Raw genomic sequence first — 20,768 nt, 5'->3', positions numbered from 1 at the left:
GTGACCGGGGGGCACGCGCAAGCAGCCGTCCGAAGCGAGCCAACCGGCGCCTCACTCCTCACGGAGGTTATATGAAAGCACTGCTCGATTTATTCAAACACGTCACCCAGGAAGAGGAATTCGACGCGATCCGCATCGCCCTTGCGTCCCCGGATAAGATCCGCTCCTGGTCCTATGGTGAAGTGAAGAAGCCCGAGACCATCAATTACCGCACCTTCAAGCCGGAGCGGGATGGCCTGTTCTGCGCCAAGATCTTCGGGCCAGTGAAGGACTACGAGTGCTTGTGCGGCAAGTACAAGCGCCTCAAGCACCGCGGCGTGATCTGCGAGAAATGCGGCGTCGAGGTGACCCTCTCCAAGGTGCGCCGCGAGCGCATGGGCCACATCGAGCTGGCGAGCCCAGTGGCTCACATCTGGTTTCTCAAGTCTCTGCCCTCGCGTCTGGGCATGGTGCTGGACATGCCGCTGCGGGATATCGAGCGTGTGCTCTACTTCGAGGCCTACGTGGTGGTGGAACCGGGTATGACACCCTTGAACCGAGGCCAGTTGTTGACCGAGGACGACTATCTGGCCAAGGTCGAGGAATACGGCGACGAGTTCAGGGCGGCCATGGGGGCGGAAGGCATCCGTGACCTGCTGCGCGCCATCGACATCAACAGCGAAGTGGAGAAGCTGCGCGCCGAGCTCGCGACCACTGGCTCCGACACCAAGCTGAAGAAGATCGCTAAGCGTCTCAAGGTGCTGGAGGCCTTCCAGCGTTCCGGTGTGCGCCCCGAGTGGATGATCCTCGAGGTGCTGCCGGTGCTGCCGCCGGAGCTGCGTCCCCTGGTGCCGCTGGACGGCGGCCGCTTTGCCACCTCCGACCTGAACGACCTCTACCGGCGGGTGATCAACCGCAACAATCGCCTCAAACGCCTGCTAGAGCTCAAGGCACCGGAAATCATCGTCCGCAACGAAAAGCGCATGCTGCAAGAAGCGGTGGATTCCCTGCTGGACAATGGTCGCCGCGGCAAGGCTATGACCGGCGCCAACAAGCGGCCGCTCAAGTCCCTGGCCGACATGATCAAGGGCAAAGGTGGCCGCTTCCGCCAGAACCTGTTGGGTAAGCGCGTGGATTACTCCGGCCGCTCGGTGATCGTGGTTGGCCCGCAGCTCAAGCTGCACCAGTGTGGCTTGCCCAAGAAGATGGCGCTGGAGCTATTCAAACCCTTCATCTTCCACAAGCTGGAAGTGATGGGCCTGGCCACCACCATCAAGGCCGCCAAGCGCATGGTGGAACAGGAAACCCCGGAAGTGTGGGACATCCTGGAAGAAGTGATCCGGGAGCATCCGGTGTTGCTCAACCGGGCACCCACGCTGCACCGGCTGGGCATTCAGGCCTTCGAGCCGGTGCTGATCGAGGGCAAGGCAATCCAGCTGCACCCCCTGGTGTGCGCAGCCTTCAACGCCGACTTCGACGGTGACCAGATGGCGGTGCACGTGCCCCTCTCGCTGGAGGCGCAAATGGAGGCGCGCACCCTGATGCTGTCCTCCAACAACGTGCTCTCGCCCGCCAATGGCGACCCCATCATCGTGCCTTCCCAGGACATCGTGCTGGGCCTCTACTACATGACGCGCGAGCGCATCAATGCCCGCGGCGAAGGCATGTACTTCGCCGACGTGGCGGAAGTCTCGCGCGCCTACGAAACGCGCCAGGTGGATTTGCACGCGCGCATCACGGTGCGCATCAAGGAATACGAGATCGGTGCCGACGGCGAGAAGATCGAAAAGCTCACCCGCTACAACACCACCGTAGGCCGCGCCCTGCTTTCGGACTTGCTGCCGCCGGGATTGCCCTTCGAGTTCGTCAACAAGACGCTCAAGAAGAAGGAAATCTCCAAGCTGATCAACGCCAGCTTCCGGCGGGTGGGGCTGCGTGAGACCGTCATTCTGGCCGACAAGCTCATGTACACCGGCTTTTCCTTTGCTGCGCGTGCGGGCATTTCCTTCTGCGTGGACGACATGCTGGTGCCCCAGGAGAAACAGGCCATCATCGCCGCCGCCGAAGAGGAAGTGAAGGAGATCGAGCGCCAGTACGCGTCCGGCCTCGTCACCCAGGGCGAGCGCTACAACAAGGTGGTGGACATCTGGGGCCGCGCCGGCGACCTAGTGGCCAAGGCCATGATGGAACAGTTGGGCAGCGAGGAAGTGATCGACCGCGAAGGCAACAAGGTCAAGCAGGAATCCTTCAATTCCATCTACATGATGGCAGACTCGGGCGCGCGGGGTTCGGCTGCCCAAATCCGCCAGCTTGCCGGCATGCGCGGGCTGATGGCCAAGCCGGACGGCTCCATCATCGAAACGCCCATCACCGCAAACTTCCGCGAAGGCTTAAACGTGCTGCAGTACTTCATTTCCACCCATGGGGCCCGCAAGGGTCTGGCCGATACCGCGCTCAAGACCGCCAACTCCGGCTACCTGACGCGCCGTCTGGTGGACGTGACCCAGGACCTGGTGATCACCGAGCAGGACTGCGGTACGGAAAACGGGGTGGCCATGAAGGCGCTCATTGAAGGGGGCGAGGTGGTCGAGCCGCTGCGGGAGCGCATCCTGGGCCGCGTGGCAGCGACCGACATCCTAAGCCCGGACAACGGAGCCGTGCTGGTGCGCGCCGGCACCCTGCTCAACGAGGACCTGGTGGACATGATCGAGGCGGCGGGTGTGGACGAGGTGAAGGTACGCACGCCCCTCACCTGCGAAACCCGTTGGGGTCTGTGCGCTCAGTGCTATGGCCGCGACCTGGCGCGCGGCAGCCTGGTGGCGGTAGGCGAGGCGGTGGGCGTGATCGCCGCCCAGTCCATCGGCGAGCCGGGCACCCAGCTCACCATGCGCACCTTCCATATCGGCGGCGCGGCTTCGCGTGCCGCGGTGGCCAGCCAAATCGAAGTCAAATCCAACGGCACCGTGCGCTTCGGTCCCACCATGCGCTACGTCACCAATGCCCGCGGCGAACAGGTGGTCATCTCCCGCACCGGCGAGATCCTGGTGCAGGACGATTCCGGCCGCGAGCGCGAGCGGCACAAGGTCCCCTACGGCGCGACCCTGCACGTGCTGGACGGCAACGCGGTCAAGGCGGGCAAGGTCGTGGCCACCTGGGACCCCCATACCCGTCCCATCATCACCGAGTACGCCGGCAAGGTGCGCTTCGAGAACGTGGAGGAAGGCGTCACCGTCGCCAAGCAGATCGACGAGGTCACCGGCCTGTCCACCCTGGTGGTGATCGATCCCAAGCGGCGTGGCACGGCGGCCAAGGGACTGCGGCCCCAGGTCAAGCTGATCGACCCCGAGGGCCGGGAAGTGAAGCTTGCGAACTCGGAGACGCCGGTCAACATCAGCTTCCCGGTGGGCGCCATCATCACGGTCAAGGACGGCCAGGAAGTGGCCGTGGGCGAGGTGCTGGCGCGCATTCCCCAGGAGACTTCCAAGACGCGCGACATCACCGGCGGTTTGCCGCGGGTGGCCGAACTGTTCGAAGCCCGTTCGCCCAAGGACGCGGGCCTGTTGGCCGAGGTCACGGGCACCGTTTCCTTCGGCAAGGACACCAAGGGCAAACAGCGTCTCATCATTACCGATCTGGATGGCGTGGCCCACGAGTACCTGATTCCCAAGGACAAGCACGTCACCGTCCATGAAGGTCAGGTGGTTAACAAAGGCGAGACCATCGTCGATGGCCCGGCCGACCCCCACGACATCCTGCGTCTGCTGGGCGTGGAAGCGCTCGCCCGTTACATCACGGACGAGGTGCAGGACGTCTATCGCCTGCAGGGCGTGCGCATCAATGATAAGCACATCGAGGTGATCGTGCGGCAGATGCTGCGCCGGGTGAACATCACCGATCCAGGCGATACTCGGTTCATTCAGGGCGAGCAAGTGGAACGAGCCGAGGTGCTGGAGGAGAACGATCGCGTCATCGCCGAGGGCAAGCGTCCGGCGAGCTTCGAGTACGTGCTGCTGGGCATCACCAAGGCCTCGCTGTCCACCGACTCCTTCATCTCGGCGGCCTCCTTCCAGGAGACCACTCGTGTGCTTACCGAGGCGGCGATCATGGGCAAGCGCGACGAGCTGCGTGGCCTCAAAGAGAACGTCATCGTGGGCCGCCTCATCCCGGCGGGCACTGGGCTCGCCTACCACAACAACCGCAAGCGTCAGAAGCTTGGGTTGGATGCCGCTAGCGGCACCACCGAAATCACCCTGGCCGAGGAGGGCGGCGGTGCCGGCCAGGAGGAGGTGGCGTAAGCGCCCTGGTGGTTGACAACCGTCCGGGGGCTCTCTAGAATCCACCGTCTTTTCAGCAGCCCGGAACATAAACCGCCCCGCCGCAAGCCAAACGGGGACGGCTCGGGCGATGGATCAACGGACGTTGGGACGGCGCAGATCGGCGCGCCGTCCCTTCGTTTTTAGCCAAAGGAACACGTATTTATGCCAACGATCAACCAACTGGTGCGCAAGGGACGCAAGGCGCCCGTGTCCAAGAGCAAGGTGCCTGCGCTGCAGGGTTGCCCGGCCAAGCGCGGGGTGTGTACGCGCGTGTACACCACCACCCCGAAGAAGCCGAACTCGGCGCTGCGCAAGGTCGCCAAGGTGCGTCTGACCAATGGCTTCGAGGTCATCAGCTACATCGGCGGCGAGGGCCACAACCTGCAAGAGCACTCGGTGGTGTTGATCCGCGGCGGCCGCGTCAAGGACCTACCGGGCGTGCGCTACCACATCGTCCGCGGCAGCCTGGATACCGCTGGCGTCAAGGATCGCAAGCAGGGTCGTTCCAAGTACGGCGCCAAGCGCCCTAAGGCGGCCTGACGCCTTGCCCCGCGGCCTTGAGCGAACAGAGAATCTGACAGACCGAGGAAAGCATGCCACGTCGTAGAGAAGTTCCCAAACGCGAGATCCTTCCCGATCCCAAGTTCGGCAGCGCGGAAGTGTCAAAATTCATCAACGTGCTGATGATCGGCGGCAAGAAATCGGTTGCCGAACGCATCATGTACGGCGCGTTGGAGCAGATCGCCAAAAAGAGCGGCAAAGACCCGGTGGAGGTGTTTTCCCAAGCGCTGGCCAATGCGCGCCCCATGGTGGAGGTGAAGAGCCGGCGTGTTGGCGGTGCCAACTACCAGGTGCCGGTGGAGGTGCGTCCCTCCCGCCGCATGGCGCTGGCGATGCGCTGGCTACGTGATGCGGCGCGCAAGCGTGGCGAGAAGTCCATGGGCATGCGCCTGGCCAACGAGCTGATGGACGCGGCGGAGGGGCGTGGTGGCGCCGTCAAGAAACGCGAGGAAGTGCATCGCATGGCGGAGGCCAACAAGGCATTCTCTCATTTCCGCTTCTAAGAGCGATTGGATTAAACGCAAACACGCAAAGTACGCAAAACCAGGCAAAGCGACTGAGACCTTTGCGACGGCTGCGCGCTTTGGGTTGAAAAATCTGGGACCTATTCAAAGTGGCACGTAAAACACCCATCGAGCGATACCGCAACATCGGTATCTCGGCGCACATCGACGCCGGCAAGACCACGACCACCGAGCGCATCCTGTTCTATACCGGGGTGTCCCACAAGATCGGCGAGGTGCACGACGGCGCCGCCATCATGGACTGGATGGAACAGGAGCGTGAGCGTGGCATCACCATCACATCCGCCGCGACCACCTGCTTCTGGAAGGGCATGGATGGCAGCTTCCCGGAGCATCGCATCAACATCATCGACACGCCCGGCCATGTGGACTTCACCATCGAGGTGGAGCGTTCCATGCGTGTGCTGGACGGCGCGTGCATGGTCTATTGCGCGGTGGGTGGTGTGCAGCCCCAGTCGGAAACCGTGTGGCGCCAGGCCAACAAGTACAAGGTGCCGCGGCTGGCCTTCGTCAACAAGATGGACCGCACCGGCGCCAATTTCTTCCGCGTGGAAGAGCAGATGCGTAGCCGGCTCAAGGCCAATCCGGTGCCCATCCAAGTGCCCATCGGCGCCGAGGAGAACTTCAAGGGCGTGGTGGACCTGATCCGCATGAAGGCCATCATCTGGGACGAGGCCGCCCAGGGCACGCGCTTCGAGCTGACTGACATCCCAGCAGATCTCATGGAGACCTGCAAGAAATGGCGGGAGAAGATGGTGGAGTCGGCCGCGGAAGCCTCCGAAGAGCTGATGAACAAATATTTGGAAGAGGGCGATCTGTCCGAGGCGGAAATCAAGCAGGGCTTGCGTGCCCGCACCATTGCCTCCGAGATCGTGCCCATGTTGTGCGGATCTGCCTTCAAGAACAAGGGCGTGCAGGCCATGCTGGATGCGGTGATCGAGTTTTTGCCCTCGCCGGTGGACATTCCTGCGGTCAAGGGTGAAACCGAGAACGGGCAGCCCGCGGAACGCAAGGCCTCCGATGATGAGCCCTTCTCGGCGCTGGCATTCAAGATCATGAGCGACCCTTATGTGGGTCAGCTCACCTTCTTCCGCGTCTATTCTGGAGTGGTCACCTCCGGCGACACCATCTACAACCCGGTCAAGGGGCGCAAGGAGCGTATCGGCCGTCTGTTGCAGATGCACGCCAACCAGCGGGACGAAATCAAGGAAGTGCGCGCCGGTGACATCGCCGCTGCGGTGGGTCTCAAGGAAGCCAGCACGGGTGACACCCTGTGCGATCCGGCCAATCCCATCATCCTGGAACGCATGGAATTCCCGGAGCCGGTCATCCACGTAGCGGTAGAACCCAAGACCAAGGCCGATCAGGAGAAGATGGGCATCGCCCTGAGCCGTCTGGCCCAGGAGGACCCCTCCTTCCGAGTGCGCACCGATGAAGAATCCGGCCAGACCATCATCTCCGGGATGGGTGAGCTGCACCTGGAGATCATCGTCGATCGCATGAAGCGGGAGTTTGGCGTCGAGGCTAACGTGGGCGCGCCGCAGGTTGCTTACCGCGAAACCATCCGCAAGTCGGTGGAAGTGGAAGGCAAGTACATCAAGCAGTCTGGTGGCAAGGGCCAGTATGGCCACGTGGTGCTGGTGTTGGAACCCCAGCCCGAAGGCGGTGGCTACCAGTTCGTGGATGAGATCAAGGGTGGGGTGATTCCCAGGGAATTCATTCCCTCCGTGGACAAGGGCATCCAGGATGCCATGAAGAGCGGCGTGCTCGCCGGCTTCCCGGTGGTGGACGTCAAAGTTCGGCTGATCTTCGGTTCCTACCACGAGGTGGACTCCAGCCAGATCGCTTTCGAGATGGCCGCGTCCATGGCCTTCAAGGATGGCATGCGCAAGGCCAACCCGGTGCTGCTCGAACCCATGATGGCGGTGGAAGTGGAGACGCCGGAGGAATACATGGGCGACGTGATGGGCGATCTCAACCGCCGCCGCGGCATCATCCAGGGCATGGAAGACATTCCCACTGGCAAGGTGATCAAGGCGGAAGTGCCCTTGGCGGAGATGTTCGGCTACTCCACGGACCTGCGTTCCATGTCCCAAGGGCGGGCGACCTACTCCATGGAATTCAAGCACTACGCCGAAGCGCCGAAGCACGTGGCCGACGCAGTGATCAACAAAAAATAGTCTCAACCCTTTTCGAGAGGATCGATCATGGCAAAGGAAAAGTTTGAGCGTAAGAAGCCGCATGTGAATGTGGGGACGATTGGTCATGTGGACCATGGCAAGACCACTTTGACGGCGGCGATCACCACGATTTTGGCGAAGAAGTTTGGTGGTGAGGCGAAGAAGTATGATGAGATTGACTCGGCGCCGGAGGAGAAGGCGCGTGGTATTACGATCAACACGGCGCATGTGGAGTATGAGACGGCGAAGCGGCACTATGCGCATGTGGACTGTCCGGGTCATGCGGACTATGTGAAGAACATGATTACGGGTGCGGCGCAGATGGATGGTGCCATTTTGGTGGTATCGGCGGCGGATGGTCCGATGCCGCAGACGCGGGAGCATATTTTGTTGGCGCGTCAGGTGGGGGTGCCGTACATTGTGGTGTATTTGAACAAGGCGGACATGGTGGACGATCCCGAGCTTTTGGAGCTGGTTGAGATGGAAGTGCGGGAGTTGTTGTCCAAGTATGATTTTCCTGGGGACGACACGCCGATTATTGTGGGGTCGGCGCTGAAGGCGTTGGAGGGGGATCAGAGCGAGATTGGTGAGCCGTCGATTTTGAAGTTAGCGGATGCGCTGGACAATTATATTCCGGACCCGGTGCGAGCGATTGACCAGCCGTTTTTGATGCCGATTGAGGATGTGTTTTCGATTTCGGGTCGTGGCACGGTGGTGACGGGGCGTGTGGAGCGTGGTGTGGTCAAGGTGGGTGATGAGGTGGAGATTGTGGGTTTGCGTCCGACCCAGAAGACCACGGTGACGGGTGTGGAGATGTTCCGCAAGCTGTTGGACCAGGGACAAGCTGGGGATAACGTGGGTGTGCTGCTGCGTGGGACGAAGCGTGAGGAAGTGGAGCGTGGTCAGGTGTTGGCCAAGCCTGGGACGATTACGCCGCACACCAAGTTTACGGCTGAGATTTATGTGTTGTCGAAGGAAGAGGGTGGGCGTCATACGCCGTTTTTCAATGGTTATCGTCCGCAGTTTTATTTTCGGACGACGGACGTGACGGGTGCAGTGGAGTTGCCGGCGGGTGTGGAGATGGTGATGCCGGGTGACAACGTGCAGATCACGGTGAGCTTGATCCAGCCGATTGCCATGGAAGAGGGGTTGCGTTTTGCGATTCGCGAAGGCGGCCGCACCGTGGGCGCCGGCGTGGTGTCGAAGATCATTGAATAAGCGGTGCGGGGTGAGGTGCAAGGGTAAGGCACAAGCTTACCTTCATACCGCGCCCCTGACGCTTCACAGGAACTCATGATGCAAAGCCAAAAAATCCGCATTCGGCTCAAGGCGTTCGACTACCGTCTCATCGACCAGTCGGCGCTGGAGATCGTGGAAACCGCCAAGCGTACCGGCGCGGTGGTCAAGGGCCCAGTGCCGCTGCCCACGCGCATCGAGCGCTTCGACATTCTGCGTTCTCCCCACGTCAACAAGACCTCGCGCGATCAGTTCGAGATCCGCACCCATCTGCGGCTGATGGATATCATCGACCCCACGGACAAGACCGTGGATGCGCTGATGAAGCTCGACCTGCCCGCGGGCGTGGACGTCGAAATCAAACTGTAAGGATTGCGCAGGCGATAGTGCGCAAGGGAAAACGAGCCGGTCAATTGCAACCGGCCTGGTTAAAAGGAAACGAAAATGAGCCTCGGACTTGTCGGTCGCAAGATTGGCATGACCCGCCTGTTCACCGATGATGGCCGCGCCATTCCGGTGACGGTGGTGGATGTGTCCAACAACCGTGTGACCCAGATCAAGACGCCCCAGACGGACGGTTACGCCGCGGTGCAAGTCACCTATGGCAAGCGTCGTCCCACGCGCGTGACCAAGCCCATGGCGGGTCATTTCGCCAAGGCCGGCGTCGAAGCGGGCCATGTGGTGCGTGAATTCCGCGTCAGCGAAAACGAGGTGTCGGCGTTCACCCTCGGCAAAGTGATTGGCGCCGACCTGTTTCAGCCCGGCCAGCTGGTCGATGTTACCGGCATCACCAAGGGCAAGGGGTTCGCCGGCACCATCAAGCGCCACAACTTTGGCTCGCAGCGTGCGTCGCACGGTAACTCCCGTTCCCACAACGTGCCGGGTTCCATCGGCATGGCGCAGGATCCCGGCCGGGTGTTTCCGGGCAAGCGCATGTCCGGCCACATGGGCGCGGTGCAGCGTACGGTGCAGAAGCTGGAAATCGTGCGCGTGGACACGGAAAAACAGGTGCTGCTGATCAAGGGGGCGGTGCCCGGCTCGAAGGGTACCGATGTGATCGTGCGTCCCAGCGTCAAGGCGGGTGCTGTCAAGGCGGGTGCGTGATGGAACTGAAACTGATCAACGAACAAGGCGCCCAGGTCGCTAGCGTGCAGGCTTCCGACGCCACCTTCGGTCGCGAATACAACGAGGCCTTGGTGCACCAGGTGGTGACGTCCTATCTCGCCAATGCGCGCACGGGCACGCGGGCTCAGAAGGATCGCTCTCAGGTGTCCCATAGCACGCGCAAACCATGGCGGCAGAAGGGCACCGGTCGTGCGCGCGCGGGCATGTCCTCGAGCCCGCTCTGGCGCGGGGGTGGCAAGGTCTTCCCCAGCACGCCGGACGAGAATTTCTCCCACAAGATCAATCGCAAGATGTACCGCGCCAGCATGCGCGCCATCTTGTCGGAACTGGCGCGTCAGGGGCGCCTGGCCGTGGTGGAAGACCTCAAGGTGGAAGCGCCCAAGACCAAGCTTCTGGCGCAGAAACTCAAAGGCATGGGCTTCGACAAGGTGATGGTGGTCACCGACACCATGGACGAAAACCTCTATCTCTCCTCGCGCAACCTGGCCGATGTCCTGGTGGTCGAGGCGCAATACGCAGACCCGTACAACCTGGTGCGTTACCCGAACGTGCTCCTCACCAAGAGCGCGGTCAAGAAATTCGAGGAGCTCTTGGCATGAATCCCGATCGTCTGATGCAAGTGATCCTGGCCCCGGTGATTTCCGAGAAAGGCACCTTCGTGGGTGATCTCAACAACCAGGTGCCATTCCGCGTCGCTGCGGACGCCACCAAACCCGAGATCAAGGCAGCGGCCGAGCTCCTGTTCAATGCCAAGGTGGACTCGGTGCAAGTGGTGAACGTGAAGGGCAAGAGCAAGCGGTTCGGTCGCACCATGGGACGTCGCCGCAATTGGAAGAAGGCCTACGTCTGCTTCGCGCCGGGCCAGGAAATCAATTTCGTCGGTCCCCAGGCGTGAGCGGCGCCCCACAACAGCAGCCAGGAGAATAGAAAGTGCCACTGGTCAAAGTCAAACCCACATCCCCCGGCCGTCGTGCCGTGGTCAAGGTCGTCAATCCCGACCTCTACAAGGGCCGTCCGTTCGAGGGCTTGGTCGAGCCGAAGCCGAAGAAGGCGGGCCGCAACAACAACGGCCACATCACGACCCGGCACCAGGGCGGCGGCCACAAGCATCATTACCGAATCATCGACTTCAAGCGCAACAAAGATGGCATTCCGGCCAAGGTGGAGCGTCTGGAGTATGACCCCAACCGCAGCGCCCACATCGCCCTTTTGTGTTACCGCGATGGCGAGCGCCGCTACATCATCGCCCCCAAGGGCGTGACGCCCGGCATGGAGCTCATGAGTGGCTCGGAAGCGCCGATCAAGCCGGGCAACGCGCTGCCGCTGCGCAACATTCCCGTTGGTACCACCATTCACTGCGTGGAAATGCAGCCGGGCAAAGGCGCCCAGCTCGCGCGCTCTGCGGGTGCGGCGGTCCAGCTTTTGGCGCGGGAAGGCAGCTATGCCCAGATCCGCCTGCGTTCCGGGGAGATTCGGAAGGTGCACGTGGATTGCAAGGCGACCATCGGTGAAGTGGGCAATGCCGAGCACAACCTGCGTTCCATCGGCAAGGCCGGTGCCAACCGCTGGCGTGGCATTCGTCCCACGGTGCGTGGCGTGGCGATGAACCCGATCGACCACCCGCACGGTGGTGGTGAGGGCAAGACGGCCGCCGCGCGGCCGCCGGTCAGCCCCTGGGGTGTGCAGACCAAGGGCTATCGCACGCGGCGCAACAAGCGCACCAGCAACATGATCGTGCGTCGTCGTTACCAGAAATAACCGAGGTTTCAGAATATGGCTCGTTCCATCAAGAAAGGTCCATTCGCCGACGCCCACCTGCTGAAGAAGGTGGAAGCGGCCAATGCTACCCGCGACAAGAAGCCGATCAAGACCTGGTCGCGCCGCTCCACCATACTGCCCGATTTCGTCGGGCTGACCATCGCGGTGCACAACGGTCGCCAACACGTGCCCGTCTTCATCACGGAAAATATGGTGGGGCACAAGCTTGGCGAGTTCGCGCTGACCCGGACCTTCAAGGGCCACGCCGCGGACAAGAAAGCCGGCAAGAAGTGACTAGGAGAGCATCATGAGAGTGACTGCTATTATGCGTGGCCAGCGTCTTTCCCCGCAGAAGGGGCGGCTGGTGGCCGACCTGGTGCGCGGCAAGCCGGTGGAACAAGCGCTGAACATCCTGACGTTCTGCCCCAAAAAGGGGGCCAAGCTGATCAAGAAAGCGCTCGAGTCCGCCATTGCCAACGCCGAGCACAACGAGGGCGCCGACATCGACGAGCTGAAAGTGACCAGCATTTGCGTGGACAAGGGACCGGTGCTCAAGCGCTTTGCCGCTGCGGCGAAGGGGCGGGGCGTGCGCATCACCAAGCCCACCTGCCATATCACCGTCACCGTCGGTGACAAGTAAAAGGGACGATCATGGGACAAAAGATCAATCCGATTGGCTTCCGGCTGGCCGTCCAGAAGAACTGGGCGTCCAAGTGGTATGCCAACAGCCGTAACTTCCCGGTGATGCTAAACGAGGACATCAAAGTGCGCGACTTCCTGAAGAAGAAGCTCGCTCATGCCATGGTGTCCAAGATCGTGATTGAGCGGCCGGCACGTAACGCCCGCATCACCATCCATAGCGCCCGTCCCGGTGTGGTGATCGGCAAGAAAGGCGAGGATATCGAAAAGCTGCGCGTCTCCCTGCAGAAGATGATGGGCGTGCCGGTTCACGTCAACATCGAGGAAGTGCGCAAGCCGGAGCTAGATGCGCAGATTATCGCCGACAGCATTGCCCAGCAACTGGAAAAGCGCGTCATGTTCCGCCGCGCCATGAAGCGTGCCATGCAGAACGCCATGCGCCTTGGCGCACAGGGCATCAAGATCATGAGCTCGGGCCGCCTCAATGGTATCGAGATTGCCCGTACCGAGTGGTATCGCGAAGGTCGGGTGCCGTTGCACACGCTGCGCGCGGACATCGACTATGGCTTTGGCGAGGCGAAGACCACCTATGGGGTGATTGGCATCAAGGTTTGGGTGTTCAAGGGTGAAAACGTGGGTCGCAACGAGGTGGCCGCGCCAGCCGAGGCGGCGCCCGAGCGCAAAGCGCGCAAAGCAGGAGTAAAACATGCTGCAGCCAGCTAGAAGGAAATATCGCAAGGAGCAGAAAGGCCGCAACAAGGGTGTGGCCACGCGCGGCAACAAGGTGAGCTTCGGCGACTTTGGCCTCAAGGCCGTTGGCCGCGGCCGACTCACCGCGCGCCAGATCGAGGCTGCGCGCCGTGCCATGACCCGTCACATCAAACGGGGCGGCCGCATCTGGATCCGCATCTTCCCGGACAAACCCATTTCCCAGAAGCCTGCGGAAGTGCGCATGGGTAACGGCAAGGGCAATCCCGAGTACTGGGTGGCGGAGATCCAGCCGGGCAAAGTGCTGTATGAGATGGATGGCGTGAACGAGGAACTCGCGCGCGAGGCCTTCCGTCTAGCCGCTGCGAAACTGCCCATCGCCACCACCTTCGTCACCCGTCAGGTGGGTGCCTGAGGCTGGGCCCGACGTGGCTAAAAGGTGAATCATGAAAGCAAGCGAATTGAGAAGCAAATCCGTGGACGAGCTCAAGGCCGAGCTGTCTTCCCTGCTCAAGGCCCAGTTTAGCCTGCGCATGCAGATCGCGACCCAGCAGTCCACCAAGACCGACCAGTTGCAGAAGCTGCGCCGCGACATCGCCCGCGTGCGCACGCTACTCACGGAAAAAGCGAGGCAAGCATGACTGACGCGCCCAAAAACCGCCGCACCCTCACCGGTCGGGTGGTGAGCGACAAGATGGACAAGACGGTGACCGTGCTGGTGGAGCGCCAGGTGAAGCACCCCATGTACGGCAAGGTCGTGCGTCGCTCGAAGAAATATCACGCCCACGACGAGAACAACGAGTATCACGTTGGGGATGTGGTGGAAATCCAGGAGTCCGCGCCAATCGCCAAGACCAAGGCGTGGCGTGTGACGCGGCTCATCGAAAAAGGGCGAGAGATCTGAATTCTTGCGTGGCTAATTTCGCCGCGCTATAATTTCGCCCTTTCGCTGGCGCGCCTCGGCCGCCCCCCTGCCATGATGGGGACGCAACGGGGCCGGAGGCGGGCCACCAAAACTGACCGTCGGCAGGTTGTGCCGCTTGCTGGGCCCGCTGCTTCCGCCCCCGCCGCGACACGAGACGGATTAAGTTGGAGAACAGACCATGATTCAAACCGAGTCCATGCTGGACGTCGCCGACAACACGGGTGCGCGCACCGTGATGTGCATCAAGGTGTTGGGTGGCTCCAAGCGTCGTTACGCCAACATTGGCGACATCATCAAAGTCAGTGTCAAGGATGCTGCGCCCCGCGGGCGCGTCAAAAAAGGCGAGATCTACAACGCCGTGGTGGTGCGCACCGCCAAGGGTGTGCGCCGTCCCGACGGCTCGCTGATCAAGTTCGACGGCAACGCGGCTGTGCTGCTCAACAACAAGCTGGAGCCGATTGGCACGCGCATTTTCGGGCCGGTGACGCGTGAGCTCAGAACTGAGCGCTTCATGAAGATCGTCTCGCTCGCGCCGGAAGTGCTGTAAGGAGCAAACATGCGCAAGATCAGGAAAGGGGACGATGTCATCGTCCTCACCGGCAAAGACAAAGGGCGGCGCGGCATCGTGCTGCGCGTGGTGGATGACGAGCGCGTGGTGGTGGAGGGCGTGAACCGGGTCAAGAAGCACCAAAAGCCCAATCCCCTGCGTGGCGTGGCCGGCGGCATTGTGGAAAAGGAAATGCCCATCCACATTTCCAACGTGGCGCTGTTCAATCCGGTGACCCAGAAACCCGATCGGGTGGGCTTTCGCGTGCTGGAGGACGGACGCAAGGTCCGTTACTTCAAGTCCAACGGCGAAGTGGTCGACGCATAAGGAAAAGCCATGGCTCGCTTGCAAGATTTCTACAAGGAACAGGTCGTGCCCCGGCTCATGAAGGAGTTCGGGTACAAGTCCGTGATGGAAGTGCCGCGCATCGAAAAAATCACCCTGAACATGGGTGTGGGCGAGGCCGTCGGCGACAAAAAGGTGCTGGAGCACGCGGTGGGTGATCTGGCAAAGATCGCCGGGCAAAAGCCGGTGATCACCAAGGCGCGCAAATCAATCGCCGCCTTCAAGATTCGCCAGGGCTACCCGATCGGTTGCATGGTCACGTTACGTAAGGCGCGCATGTATGAGTTCCTGGATCGGCTGATCAACATCGCCATTCCACGCATCCGCGACTTCCGTGGTATTTCCGGGCGTTCGTTCGATGGACGCGGCAATTTCAACATGGGCGTGAAAGAGCAGATCATCTTCCCGGAAATCGAATATGACAAGATCGACGCGCTGCGTGGCCTGAACATCACTATCACCACCACCGCCAAGACCGACAAGGAAGGCCGTGCTCTGCTGGCGGCTTTCAGCTTCCCGTTCAAGAACTGAGGTTGCTATGGCCAAGTTAGCACTCAAGAACCGCGAACAGAAGCGCCGCAAGCTGGTGGCTAAATACGCCGCCAAGCGCGCTCAGCTGCTCGCCATCGTCAACAATGGCAAAGCCTCCGACGAAGAGCGCTATGAGGCGCGCATGAAGTTGCAGCAGTTGCCGCGCAATGCCAGTCCGGTGCGCCTGCGCAATCGCTGCGCGCTGACCGGTCGTCCGCGTGGCTATTTCCGCAAGTTCGGTCTGTCCCGTAACAAGGTGCGCGAGTTTGCCATGGCCGGTGAGATCCCGGGTGTGGTCAAGGCCAGCTGGTGAGGGCGTGAAACATGAGCATGAGTGATCCCATTTCCGACATGCTGACCCGCATCCGCAACGCCCAGCGTGCGGAAAAGGCCAGTGTCTCAGTACCCTCGTCCAAGCTCAAGGTGGCGATTGCCAAAGTGCTCAAGGACGAAGGCTACATCCAGGATTTCCTGGTGCGCGACAACGACGGCAAGCCGCAGCTCGACATCAGCCTCAAGTATTACGCAGGGCGGCCGGTGATCGAGCGCATCGAGCGTGTCTCCCGTCCTGGTTTGCGCATTTACCGTGGCGCCAAAGATTTGCCACGGGTAATGAACGGCCTCGGTATCAGCATCGTCTCGACGCCCAAAGGCGTGATGACCGATCGCCAGGCGCGTGCGGCCGGCGTGGGCGGTGAAGTCCTCTGTATCGTGGCATAACGGGGAACGAACATGTCTCGCGTGGCAAAAAATCCGATTCAAGTTCCAGCCGGGGTGGAAGTGACCCTTGGCGCAGAGGAGATCGTAGTCAAGGGCCCCCTCGGCACCCTCAAGCAGCGCCAACACCCCGCCGTCAAAGTCGTGCGCGAAGGCGAATGGCTCAAGGTGGAGCAGGTGGCCGAGGGGCACGCGGCCCACGCCATGTCTGGCACCATGCGCGCGCTGCTCGCCAACATGGTGCATGGCGTGAGCAAGGGTTTCGAGCGCAGGCTGGCGCTGGTGGGGGTGGGTTACCGTGCCCAAGCGAAAGGGGATGTGCTGTCCCTCGCGCTGGGATTCTCTCATCCGGTGGAGCACAAGATGCCACTGGGCGTTAAAGTGGAAACCCCCAGTCAGACCGAAATCATCCTCAAGGGGGCGGACAAACAGGTGGTCGGCCAGGTCGCCGCGGAGATTCGCGCCTACCGTCCGCCCGAACCCTACAAGGGCAAGGGCGTGCGCTATGCGGACGAAGTGGTGGTCCTGAAAGAGACCAAGAAGAAGTAAGAGGCATACATCATGGACAAAAAACAGGCTCGTCTGCGTCGCGCACGCAAAACCCGTGCCAAAATCGCCGAGCTCAAGGCGGTGCGGCTGGCGGTGCATCGCACCAATTGTCACATTTATGCGCAGATCATCGATCCCAGTGGTGGCAAGGTGCTGGCATCGGCCTCCACCCTCGACAAGGGCTTGCGCAGTGAGCTGTCCAACGGGGGCAACATCGCTGCGGCTGCCCGTGTGGGCAAGCTGATCGCGGAACGGGCCAAGCGACTCGGGATCGAGAAGGTGGCATTCGACCGCTCCGGGTTCCGCTATCACGGGCGTGTCAAGGCCTTGGCGGAAGCGGCCCGCGAAGGCGGCCTGCAGTTCTAATCGAGGTAGAACATGGCAAAAATGGAAACGGAAGAGCGCGGCGACGGCCTGCGGGAAAAAATGATCTCGGTCAACCGCGTCACCAAGGTGGTGAAGGGCGGTCGCATCCTAGGTTTTGCGGCGCTGACGGTGGTCGGCGATGGCGATGGCGGTATCGGCATGGGCAAGGGCAAGGCCAAGGAAGTCCCGGTGGCGGTGCAGAAGGCCATGGAAGAGGCGCGACGCAACATGGTCAAAATCCCCCTCAAGAAAGGGACGCTGCAGCATGCCGTGATCGGTCATCATGGCGCTTCCAAGGTAATCATGCAGCCTGCCTCCGAAGGTACCGGCATCATTGCGGGCGGTGCTATGCGAGCGGTGTTCGAAGTGATGGGCGTGACCGACGTGATGTGCAAGTGCATCGGCTCCACCAATCCATACAACGTGGTGCGCGCCACTCTGGATGGCTTGCTCAAGCAGTCCACGCCGGCGGAGGTGGCGGCAAAACGCGGCAAGCGCGTGGAAGAGATCGTGGGATAAGCCATGGCGAATACTCCTAAGAAAATCAAAGTCACGCTGGTGAAAAGCACGATCGGCACCATCCGGTCCCATCGTGAGTGCGTGCGCGGTCTGGGTCTGCGCCGCCTCAATCAGACAGTGGAACTGGAGGATACACCGGCGGTGCGCGGCATGATTAACAAGGTGTCGTATCTGGTGAAGTGTGAGGGCTGAACATGCGACTGAACACCATCAAACCCGCCGCGGGCGCCACCCACGCCAAGAAACGTGTCGGTCGAGGCATCGGCAGCGGTTTGGGCAAGACCTGCGGCCGCGGGCACAAGGGTCAGAAGTCGCGCGCCGGTGGCTTCCACAAGGTGGGCTTCGAAGGCGGGCAAATGCCGTTGCAGCGTCGCCTGCCCAAGCGGGGTTTTGTCTCCCCTAGCAACGGTGAGGTCGCCGAAGTGATGCTCTATGCGCTGAAACAACTGCCCGGCGACCAGGTGGACTTGCTGAGTCTGAAACAAGCGGGCTTGGTGCCGGCGCGAGCGTCGGCGGCCAAGATCGTGCTATCCGGTCGCATCGACCGCGCCCTCACCGTGCAGGGCGTGGGTGTTACCAAAGGTGCGCGCGCGGCCATCGAGGCTGCGGGCGGCAAGATCGTCGAATAGGAGCGCCCTTGGCCCTCGCCAGTGGTGTAGCCGGCGCCCTCGCGGGTGCCAAGCTGGGCGACCTGAAGCGGCGCCTGCTGTTCCTTTTGGGCGCGCTGGTGGTGTTCCGTATCGGCACCCATATCCCGGTACCGGGCATCGATCCGGAACAACTCAAAGCCCTGTTCGAAGGCCAGCAAAGCGGCATCCTGGGTATGTTCAACATGTTCTCCGGGGGCGCGTTGTCACGCTTTTCGGTGCTGGCACTGGGCATCATGCCCTACATTTCGGCGTCCATCATCATGCAGCTTTTGACGGTGGTGTCGCCGCAGTTGGAAGCGCTCAAGAAAGAAGGAGAAGCGGGTCGGCGCAAGATCACCCAGTACACCCGCTATGGTACGGTGGCGCTGGCTTTCTTTCAGTCGCTGGGGATAGCCATCGCCCTGGAATCGCAACAGGGGCTGGTGCTGGAACCGGGGTTCATGTTTCGCATCACCACCGTGATCACGCTTACTGCTGGGACCATGTTCCTGATGTGGCTGGGGGAACAGATCACCGAGCGGGGGATCGGCAATGGTATTTCGCTGATCATCTTCGCGGGCATCGTTGCCGGCCTGCCGCGGGCTATCGGCGGTACGCTGGATCTCGTGCGAACCGGAGCCTTCTCCATCCCGCTGGCGTTGTCGATCTTCGCCGGCGTGGTGCTGGTCACTTACCTCGTGGTGTTCGTGGAACGGGGCCAGCGCAAGATCACGGTGAACTATGCCAAGCGCCAGGTGGGCAACCGGATCTATGCCGGCCAGAGCACGCATCTGCCGTTGAAGCTGAACATGTCGGGGGTGATCCCGCCGATTTTCGCGTCCAGCATCATTCTGTTTCCGGCGACGCTGGCAGGCTGGTTCGGTCAGAGTGACAAACTGCTCTGGCTAAAGGACATCGCCGGCGCGCTATCGCCGGGGCAACCGTTGTACGTGATGCTGTATGCCGCGGCGATCATCTTTTTCTGCTTCTTCTACACGGCCTTGGTGTTCAACCCCAAGGAGACCGCGGAGAATCTGAAAAAGAGTGGCGCCTTCCTGCCTGGTATCCGGCCGGGCGAGCAGACCGCGCGCTACATCGAGAAAATCACCATGCGGCTGACCCTGGTGGGGGCGCTCTACATTACCCTGGTGTGCCTGCTGCCCGAATTTTTGATCCTGAAGTACAACGTGCCCTTTTATTTCGGTGGCACGTCGCTTCTGATCATCGTGGTGGTGACCATGGACTTCATGGCCCAAGTCCAGGCCTACATGCTGAGCCACCAGTATGAAAGCCTGCTCAAGAAGGCCAATTTCAAGGGTGGTCTGGTGCGCTAGGCGATAGCGGCGGTTGTATGGCCAAGGAAGACACGATCGAGATGCAGGGTGAGGTGCTGGAGAACCTCCCCAACGCGACGTTCCGGGTCAAACTGGAAAACGGCCACGTGATACTGGGCTATATCTCGGGCAAGATGCGCATGCATTACATCCGCATCCTGCCCGGGGACAAGGTGACCGTGGAGCTCACACCCTACGACCTGACCCGCGGCCGCATCATCTACCGCGCCAAGTGAATCGGGCCGGTTCGCCCAAGCGGCCCGGCAGGAACGAAACAGGAGAACCAACATGCGAGTGCAAGCATCGGTCAAGAAAATTTGCCGCAAATGCAAGATCGTGCGGCGCAAGGGCGTGGTGCGGGTGATCTGCGCCGACCCCCGTCACAAGCAGCGTCAGGGCTGATGCCGGTTGCTTGATAGGCCTCTGCTTTATTGTTAAACTTAGCAGTTTTCGGTTTGCGGAAAGCTTTCTGCAAGGAGTAACGGAATGGCCCGTATCGCCGGGGTAAACATCCCCAACCACCAGCACGCCGTGATCGCGTTGACCGCGATCTATGGCATCGGCCGCTCGCGCGCGCGCAAGATTTGTGAGGCGGCGGGCGTGAATCCCGCCACCAAGATCAAGGATCTCAACGACAGCGACTTGGATCGTCTGCGTGACGAGGTGGGCAAGTACACGGTGGAAGGCGACCTGCGGCGCGAAGTGACTATGAACATCAAGCGTTTGATGGACCTCGGCTGCTACCGTGGCCAGCGGCACCGGCGCGGCCTGCCGGTGCGCGGGCAACGTACGCGCACCAACGCGCGCACTCGCAAGGGTCCACGCAAGGCCATCCGTGCCAGCAAGTAACGCCAGCCGCAGCCAGCACTAAAGGACGATTTCAGCCATGGCAACCAAGACCACCACCCGGGTGCGCAAGAAGGTCAAGAAAAACGTGGCCGAGGGCATTGCCCACATCCACGCTTCCTTCAACAACACCATCGTGACTATCACCGACCGTCAAGGCAATGCCTTGGCCTGGGCCACCGCCGGCGGTGTCGGCTTCAAGGGCTCGCGCAAGAGCACGCCCTTTGCTGCCCAGGTGGCGGCCGAGGCGGCCGGCAAAGCGGCCCAGGAGTACGGCGTGAAGAATCTGGAGGTGCGCATCAAGGGGCCGGGGCCCGGGCGCGAATCTGCGGTGCGTGCGCTCAATGCCGTCGGCTTCAAGATCACCCAGATCGCGGATGTGACGCCGGTGCCGCACAATGGCTGCCGTCCTCCGAAGAAGCGCCGCATCTAAG

The 20,768-nt window shown here is 61.5% G+C and carries 30 protein-coding genes and 1 pseudogene; all 31 read left to right on the top strand.

Annotation, left to right across the window (positions count from 1 at the left end):
- Nucleotides 1-71 precede the first annotated feature (71 nt).
- The 31 genes and pseudogenes from rpoC to rpsK all read left to right on the top strand — a co-directional run bounded on the left by rpoC (nucleotide 72) and on the right by rpsK (nucleotide 20,767).
- The gene (gene rpoC, locus V6E02_RS04125) at nucleotides 72-4,274 is read left to right on the top strand and encodes a DNA-directed RNA polymerase subunit beta' (protein WP_347307432.1); all 4,203 of its coding nucleotides are present in this window, start codon (nucleotides 72-74) and stop codon (nucleotides 4,272-4,274) included.
- Between the two features lie 183 nt (nucleotides 4,275-4,457).
- Nucleotides 4,458-4,835, top strand: a complete 378-nt coding sequence (rpsL, locus tag V6E02_RS04120) for a 30S ribosomal protein S12 (RefSeq protein WP_347307431.1) — start codon at nucleotides 4,458-4,460, stop codon at nucleotides 4,833-4,835.
- 53 nt (nucleotides 4,836-4,888) lie between these two features.
- Complete coding sequence (gene rpsG, locus V6E02_RS04115) at nucleotides 4,889-5,359, top strand: 30S ribosomal protein S7 (RefSeq protein ID WP_347307430.1); 471 nt, start codon at nucleotides 4,889-4,891, stop codon at nucleotides 5,357-5,359.
- Nucleotides 5,360-5,469: 110 nt separating this feature from the next.
- Nucleotides 5,470-7,560 (top strand): elongation factor G, encoded by a 2,091-nt coding sequence (gene fusA / locus V6E02_RS04110; RefSeq protein WP_347307429.1) that lies wholly within the window; start codon nucleotides 5,470-5,472, stop codon nucleotides 7,558-7,560.
- Between the two features lie 27 nt (nucleotides 7,561-7,587).
- Nucleotides 7,588-8,778, top strand: a complete 1,191-nt coding sequence (gene tuf / locus V6E02_RS04105; RefSeq protein WP_347307428.1) for an elongation factor Tu — start codon at nucleotides 7,588-7,590, stop codon at nucleotides 8,776-8,778.
- 78 nt (nucleotides 8,779-8,856) lie between these two features.
- Nucleotides 8,857-9,165 (top strand): 30S ribosomal protein S10, encoded by a 309-nt coding sequence (rpsJ, locus tag V6E02_RS04100; protein ID WP_347307651.1) that lies wholly within the window; start codon nucleotides 8,857-8,859, stop codon nucleotides 9,163-9,165.
- A 75-nt stretch (nucleotides 9,166-9,240) separates the two neighbouring features.
- Entirely contained in the window at nucleotides 9,241-9,900 is a 660-nt protein-coding gene (rplC, locus tag V6E02_RS04095; protein ID WP_347307427.1) for a 50S ribosomal protein L3, read from the top strand.
- Nucleotides 9,900-10,520 carry a 50S ribosomal protein L4 gene (rplD, locus tag V6E02_RS04090; protein ID WP_347307426.1) on the top strand — a complete coding sequence of 207 codons (621 nt, stop codon included), beginning with the start codon at nucleotides 9,900-9,902 and terminating at the stop codon, nucleotides 10,518-10,520. The genes rplC and rplD overlap by 1 nt, the downstream gene beginning before the upstream one ends.
- On the top strand, nucleotides 10,517-10,816 hold the full coding sequence (gene rplW, locus V6E02_RS04085; RefSeq protein WP_347307424.1) for a 50S ribosomal protein L23: 300 nt from the start codon (nucleotides 10,517-10,519) through the stop codon (nucleotides 10,814-10,816). Before rplD ends, rplW begins: the two co-directional genes overlap by 4 nt.
- A gap of 35 nt (nucleotides 10,817-10,851) precedes the next feature.
- Nucleotides 10,852-11,679 (top strand): 50S ribosomal protein L2, encoded by an 828-nt coding sequence (rplB, locus tag V6E02_RS04080; RefSeq protein WP_347307422.1) that lies wholly within the window; start codon nucleotides 10,852-10,854, stop codon nucleotides 11,677-11,679.
- Between the two features lie 15 nt (nucleotides 11,680-11,694).
- Nucleotides 11,695-11,973: a 30S ribosomal protein S19 gene (rpsS, locus tag V6E02_RS04075; protein ID WP_347307420.1), complete on the top strand. Its 279-nt coding sequence runs from the start codon at nucleotides 11,695-11,697 to the stop codon at nucleotides 11,971-11,973.
- A gap of 13 nt (nucleotides 11,974-11,986) precedes the next feature.
- Complete coding sequence (gene rplV / locus V6E02_RS04070) at nucleotides 11,987-12,319, top strand: 50S ribosomal protein L22 (protein ID WP_430626763.1); 333 nt, start codon at nucleotides 11,987-11,989, stop codon at nucleotides 12,317-12,319.
- A gap of 11 nt (nucleotides 12,320-12,330) precedes the next feature.
- Nucleotides 12,331-13,008, top strand: a pseudogene (rpsC, locus tag V6E02_RS04065) (30S ribosomal protein S3); the annotation flags it as partial.
- A gap of 16 nt (nucleotides 13,009-13,024) precedes the next feature.
- Entirely contained in the window at nucleotides 13,025-13,441 is a 417-nt protein-coding gene (gene rplP, locus V6E02_RS04060; protein WP_347307418.1) for a 50S ribosomal protein L16, read from the top strand.
- A gap of 31 nt (nucleotides 13,442-13,472) precedes the next feature.
- Complete coding sequence (gene rpmC, locus V6E02_RS04055) at nucleotides 13,473-13,667, top strand: 50S ribosomal protein L29 (RefSeq protein ID WP_347307416.1); 195 nt, start codon at nucleotides 13,473-13,475, stop codon at nucleotides 13,665-13,667.
- Entirely contained in the window at nucleotides 13,664-13,930 is a 267-nt protein-coding gene (rpsQ, locus tag V6E02_RS04050; protein ID WP_347307414.1) for a 30S ribosomal protein S17, read from the top strand. The genes rpmC and rpsQ overlap by 4 nt, the downstream gene beginning before the upstream one ends.
- Nucleotides 13,931-14,129: 199 nt before the next feature.
- Nucleotides 14,130-14,498: a 50S ribosomal protein L14 gene (rplN, locus tag V6E02_RS04045; RefSeq protein WP_347307412.1), complete on the top strand. Its 369-nt coding sequence runs from the start codon at nucleotides 14,130-14,132 to the stop codon at nucleotides 14,496-14,498.
- Between the two features lie 9 nt (nucleotides 14,499-14,507).
- Nucleotides 14,508-14,825 carry a 50S ribosomal protein L24 gene (gene rplX, locus V6E02_RS04040; RefSeq protein WP_347307410.1) on the top strand — a complete coding sequence of 106 codons (318 nt, stop codon included), beginning with the start codon at nucleotides 14,508-14,510 and terminating at the stop codon, nucleotides 14,823-14,825.
- A gap of 9 nt (nucleotides 14,826-14,834) precedes the next feature.
- Nucleotides 14,835-15,374 (top strand): 50S ribosomal protein L5, encoded by a 540-nt coding sequence (gene rplE, locus V6E02_RS04035; protein WP_347307408.1) that lies wholly within the window; start codon nucleotides 14,835-14,837, stop codon nucleotides 15,372-15,374.
- 7 nt (nucleotides 15,375-15,381) lie between these two features.
- Nucleotides 15,382-15,687, top strand: a complete 306-nt coding sequence (rpsN, locus tag V6E02_RS04030) for a 30S ribosomal protein S14 (RefSeq protein ID WP_347307406.1) — start codon at nucleotides 15,382-15,384, stop codon at nucleotides 15,685-15,687.
- Between the two features lie 11 nt (nucleotides 15,688-15,698).
- Complete coding sequence (rpsH, locus tag V6E02_RS04025; protein WP_347307404.1) at nucleotides 15,699-16,094, top strand: 30S ribosomal protein S8; 396 nt, start codon at nucleotides 15,699-15,701, stop codon at nucleotides 16,092-16,094.
- A gap of 12 nt (nucleotides 16,095-16,106) precedes the next feature.
- Nucleotides 16,107-16,640, top strand: coding sequence for a 50S ribosomal protein L6 (gene rplF, locus V6E02_RS04020; RefSeq protein ID WP_347307402.1), 534 nt, complete (start codon nucleotides 16,107-16,109; stop codon nucleotides 16,638-16,640).
- Between the two features lie 12 nt (nucleotides 16,641-16,652).
- Complete coding sequence (gene rplR / locus V6E02_RS04015) at nucleotides 16,653-17,006, top strand: 50S ribosomal protein L18 (protein WP_347307400.1); 354 nt, start codon at nucleotides 16,653-16,655, stop codon at nucleotides 17,004-17,006.
- 12 nt (nucleotides 17,007-17,018) lie between these two features.
- Entirely contained in the window at nucleotides 17,019-17,525 is a 507-nt protein-coding gene (gene rpsE / locus V6E02_RS04010; RefSeq protein WP_347307398.1) for a 30S ribosomal protein S5, read from the top strand.
- Between the two features lie 3 nt (nucleotides 17,526-17,528).
- The gene (gene rpmD, locus V6E02_RS04005) at nucleotides 17,529-17,717 is read left to right on the top strand and encodes a 50S ribosomal protein L30 (RefSeq protein WP_347307396.1); all 189 of its coding nucleotides are present in this window, start codon (nucleotides 17,529-17,531) and stop codon (nucleotides 17,715-17,717) included.
- 2 nt (nucleotides 17,718-17,719) lie between these two features.
- Nucleotides 17,720-18,154 carry a 50S ribosomal protein L15 gene (rplO, locus tag V6E02_RS04000; protein WP_347307394.1) on the top strand — a complete coding sequence of 145 codons (435 nt, stop codon included), beginning with the start codon at nucleotides 17,720-17,722 and terminating at the stop codon, nucleotides 18,152-18,154.
- Between the two features lie 8 nt (nucleotides 18,155-18,162).
- Nucleotides 18,163-19,488: a preprotein translocase subunit SecY gene (gene secY / locus V6E02_RS03995; RefSeq protein ID WP_347307392.1), complete on the top strand. Its 1,326-nt coding sequence runs from the start codon at nucleotides 18,163-18,165 to the stop codon at nucleotides 19,486-19,488.
- A 17-nt stretch (nucleotides 19,489-19,505) separates the two neighbouring features.
- On the top strand, nucleotides 19,506-19,724 hold the full coding sequence (gene infA / locus V6E02_RS03990; RefSeq protein ID WP_347307390.1) for a translation initiation factor IF-1: 219 nt from the start codon (nucleotides 19,506-19,508) through the stop codon (nucleotides 19,722-19,724).
- A gap of 52 nt (nucleotides 19,725-19,776) precedes the next feature.
- A complete protein-coding gene (gene rpmJ, locus V6E02_RS03985) occupies nucleotides 19,777-19,890 on the top strand; it encodes a 50S ribosomal protein L36 (RefSeq protein ID WP_347307388.1) in 114 nt (37 codons plus the stop codon).
- A gap of 84 nt (nucleotides 19,891-19,974) precedes the next feature.
- Nucleotides 19,975-20,337, top strand: coding sequence for a 30S ribosomal protein S13 (gene rpsM, locus V6E02_RS03980; protein ID WP_347307385.1), 363 nt, complete (start codon nucleotides 19,975-19,977; stop codon nucleotides 20,335-20,337).
- A 37-nt stretch (nucleotides 20,338-20,374) separates the two neighbouring features.
- On the top strand, nucleotides 20,375-20,767 hold the full coding sequence (gene rpsK, locus V6E02_RS03975; protein ID WP_347307383.1) for a 30S ribosomal protein S11: 393 nt from the start codon (nucleotides 20,375-20,377) through the stop codon (nucleotides 20,765-20,767).
- Nucleotide 20,768 lies beyond the last annotated feature (1 nt).

Origin of the sequence: Thiobacter sp. AK1 (assembly GCF_039822265.1) — a bacterium.
Lineage (GTDB): Bacteria > Pseudomonadota > Gammaproteobacteria > Burkholderiales > Thiobacteraceae > Thiobacter > Thiobacter aerophilum.
This window is presented reverse-complemented; position numbering and strand designations above follow the sequence as displayed.

What these genes read in the sequence shown, in the direction of transcription:
- rpoC (WP_347307432.1), top strand. Translation starts at nt 72, where the DNA reads ATGAAAGCACTGCTCGATTTATTCAAACACGTCACCCAGGAAGAGGAA.
- rpsL (WP_347307431.1), top strand. Translation starts at nt 4,458, where the DNA reads ATGCCAACGATCAACCAACTGGTGCGCAAGGGACGCAAGGCGCCCGTG.
- rpsG (WP_347307430.1), top strand. Translation starts at nt 4,889, where the DNA reads ATGCCACGTCGTAGAGAAGTTCCCAAACGCGAGATCCTTCCCGATCCC.
- tuf (WP_347307428.1), top strand. Translation starts at nt 7,588, where the DNA reads ATGGCAAAGGAAAAGTTTGAGCGTAAGAAGCCGCATGTGAATGTGGGG.
- rpsJ (WP_347307651.1), top strand. Translation starts at nt 8,857, where the DNA reads ATGCAAAGCCAAAAAATCCGCATTCGGCTCAAGGCGTTCGACTACCGT.
- rplC (WP_347307427.1), top strand. Translation starts at nt 9,241, where the DNA reads ATGAGCCTCGGACTTGTCGGTCGCAAGATTGGCATGACCCGCCTGTTC.
- rplD (WP_347307426.1), top strand. Translation starts at nt 9,900, where the DNA reads ATGGAACTGAAACTGATCAACGAACAAGGCGCCCAGGTCGCTAGCGTG.
- rplW (WP_347307424.1), top strand. Translation starts at nt 10,517, where the DNA reads ATGAATCCCGATCGTCTGATGCAAGTGATCCTGGCCCCGGTGATTTCC.
- rpsS (WP_347307420.1), top strand. Translation starts at nt 11,695, where the DNA reads ATGGCTCGTTCCATCAAGAAAGGTCCATTCGCCGACGCCCACCTGCTG.
- rplV (WP_430626763.1), top strand. Translation starts at nt 11,987, where the DNA reads ATGAGAGTGACTGCTATTATGCGTGGCCAGCGTCTTTCCCCGCAGAAG.
- rplP (WP_347307418.1), top strand. Translation starts at nt 13,025, where the DNA reads ATGCTGCAGCCAGCTAGAAGGAAATATCGCAAGGAGCAGAAAGGCCGC.
- rpmC (WP_347307416.1), top strand. Translation starts at nt 13,473, where the DNA reads ATGAAAGCAAGCGAATTGAGAAGCAAATCCGTGGACGAGCTCAAGGCC.
- rpsQ (WP_347307414.1), top strand. Translation starts at nt 13,664, where the DNA reads ATGACTGACGCGCCCAAAAACCGCCGCACCCTCACCGGTCGGGTGGTG.
- rplN (WP_347307412.1), top strand. Translation starts at nt 14,130, where the DNA reads ATGATTCAAACCGAGTCCATGCTGGACGTCGCCGACAACACGGGTGCG.
- rplX (WP_347307410.1), top strand. Translation starts at nt 14,508, where the DNA reads ATGCGCAAGATCAGGAAAGGGGACGATGTCATCGTCCTCACCGGCAAA.
- rplE (WP_347307408.1), top strand. Translation starts at nt 14,835, where the DNA reads ATGGCTCGCTTGCAAGATTTCTACAAGGAACAGGTCGTGCCCCGGCTC.
- rpsN (WP_347307406.1), top strand. Translation starts at nt 15,382, where the DNA reads ATGGCCAAGTTAGCACTCAAGAACCGCGAACAGAAGCGCCGCAAGCTG.
- rpsH (WP_347307404.1), top strand. Translation starts at nt 15,699, where the DNA reads ATGAGCATGAGTGATCCCATTTCCGACATGCTGACCCGCATCCGCAAC.
- rplF (WP_347307402.1), top strand. Translation starts at nt 16,107, where the DNA reads ATGTCTCGCGTGGCAAAAAATCCGATTCAAGTTCCAGCCGGGGTGGAA.
- rplR (WP_347307400.1), top strand. Translation starts at nt 16,653, where the DNA reads ATGGACAAAAAACAGGCTCGTCTGCGTCGCGCACGCAAAACCCGTGCC.
- rpsE (WP_347307398.1), top strand. Translation starts at nt 17,019, where the DNA reads ATGGCAAAAATGGAAACGGAAGAGCGCGGCGACGGCCTGCGGGAAAAA.
- rpmD (WP_347307396.1), top strand. Translation starts at nt 17,529, where the DNA reads ATGGCGAATACTCCTAAGAAAATCAAAGTCACGCTGGTGAAAAGCACG.
- rplO (WP_347307394.1), top strand. Translation starts at nt 17,720, where the DNA reads ATGCGACTGAACACCATCAAACCCGCCGCGGGCGCCACCCACGCCAAG.
- infA (WP_347307390.1), top strand. Translation starts at nt 19,506, where the DNA reads ATGGCCAAGGAAGACACGATCGAGATGCAGGGTGAGGTGCTGGAGAAC.
- rpmJ (WP_347307388.1), top strand. Translation starts at nt 19,777, where the DNA reads ATGCGAGTGCAAGCATCGGTCAAGAAAATTTGCCGCAAATGCAAGATC.
- rpsM (WP_347307385.1), top strand. Translation starts at nt 19,975, where the DNA reads ATGGCCCGTATCGCCGGGGTAAACATCCCCAACCACCAGCACGCCGTG.
- rpsK (WP_347307383.1), top strand. Translation starts at nt 20,375, where the DNA reads ATGGCAACCAAGACCACCACCCGGGTGCGCAAGAAGGTCAAGAAAAAC.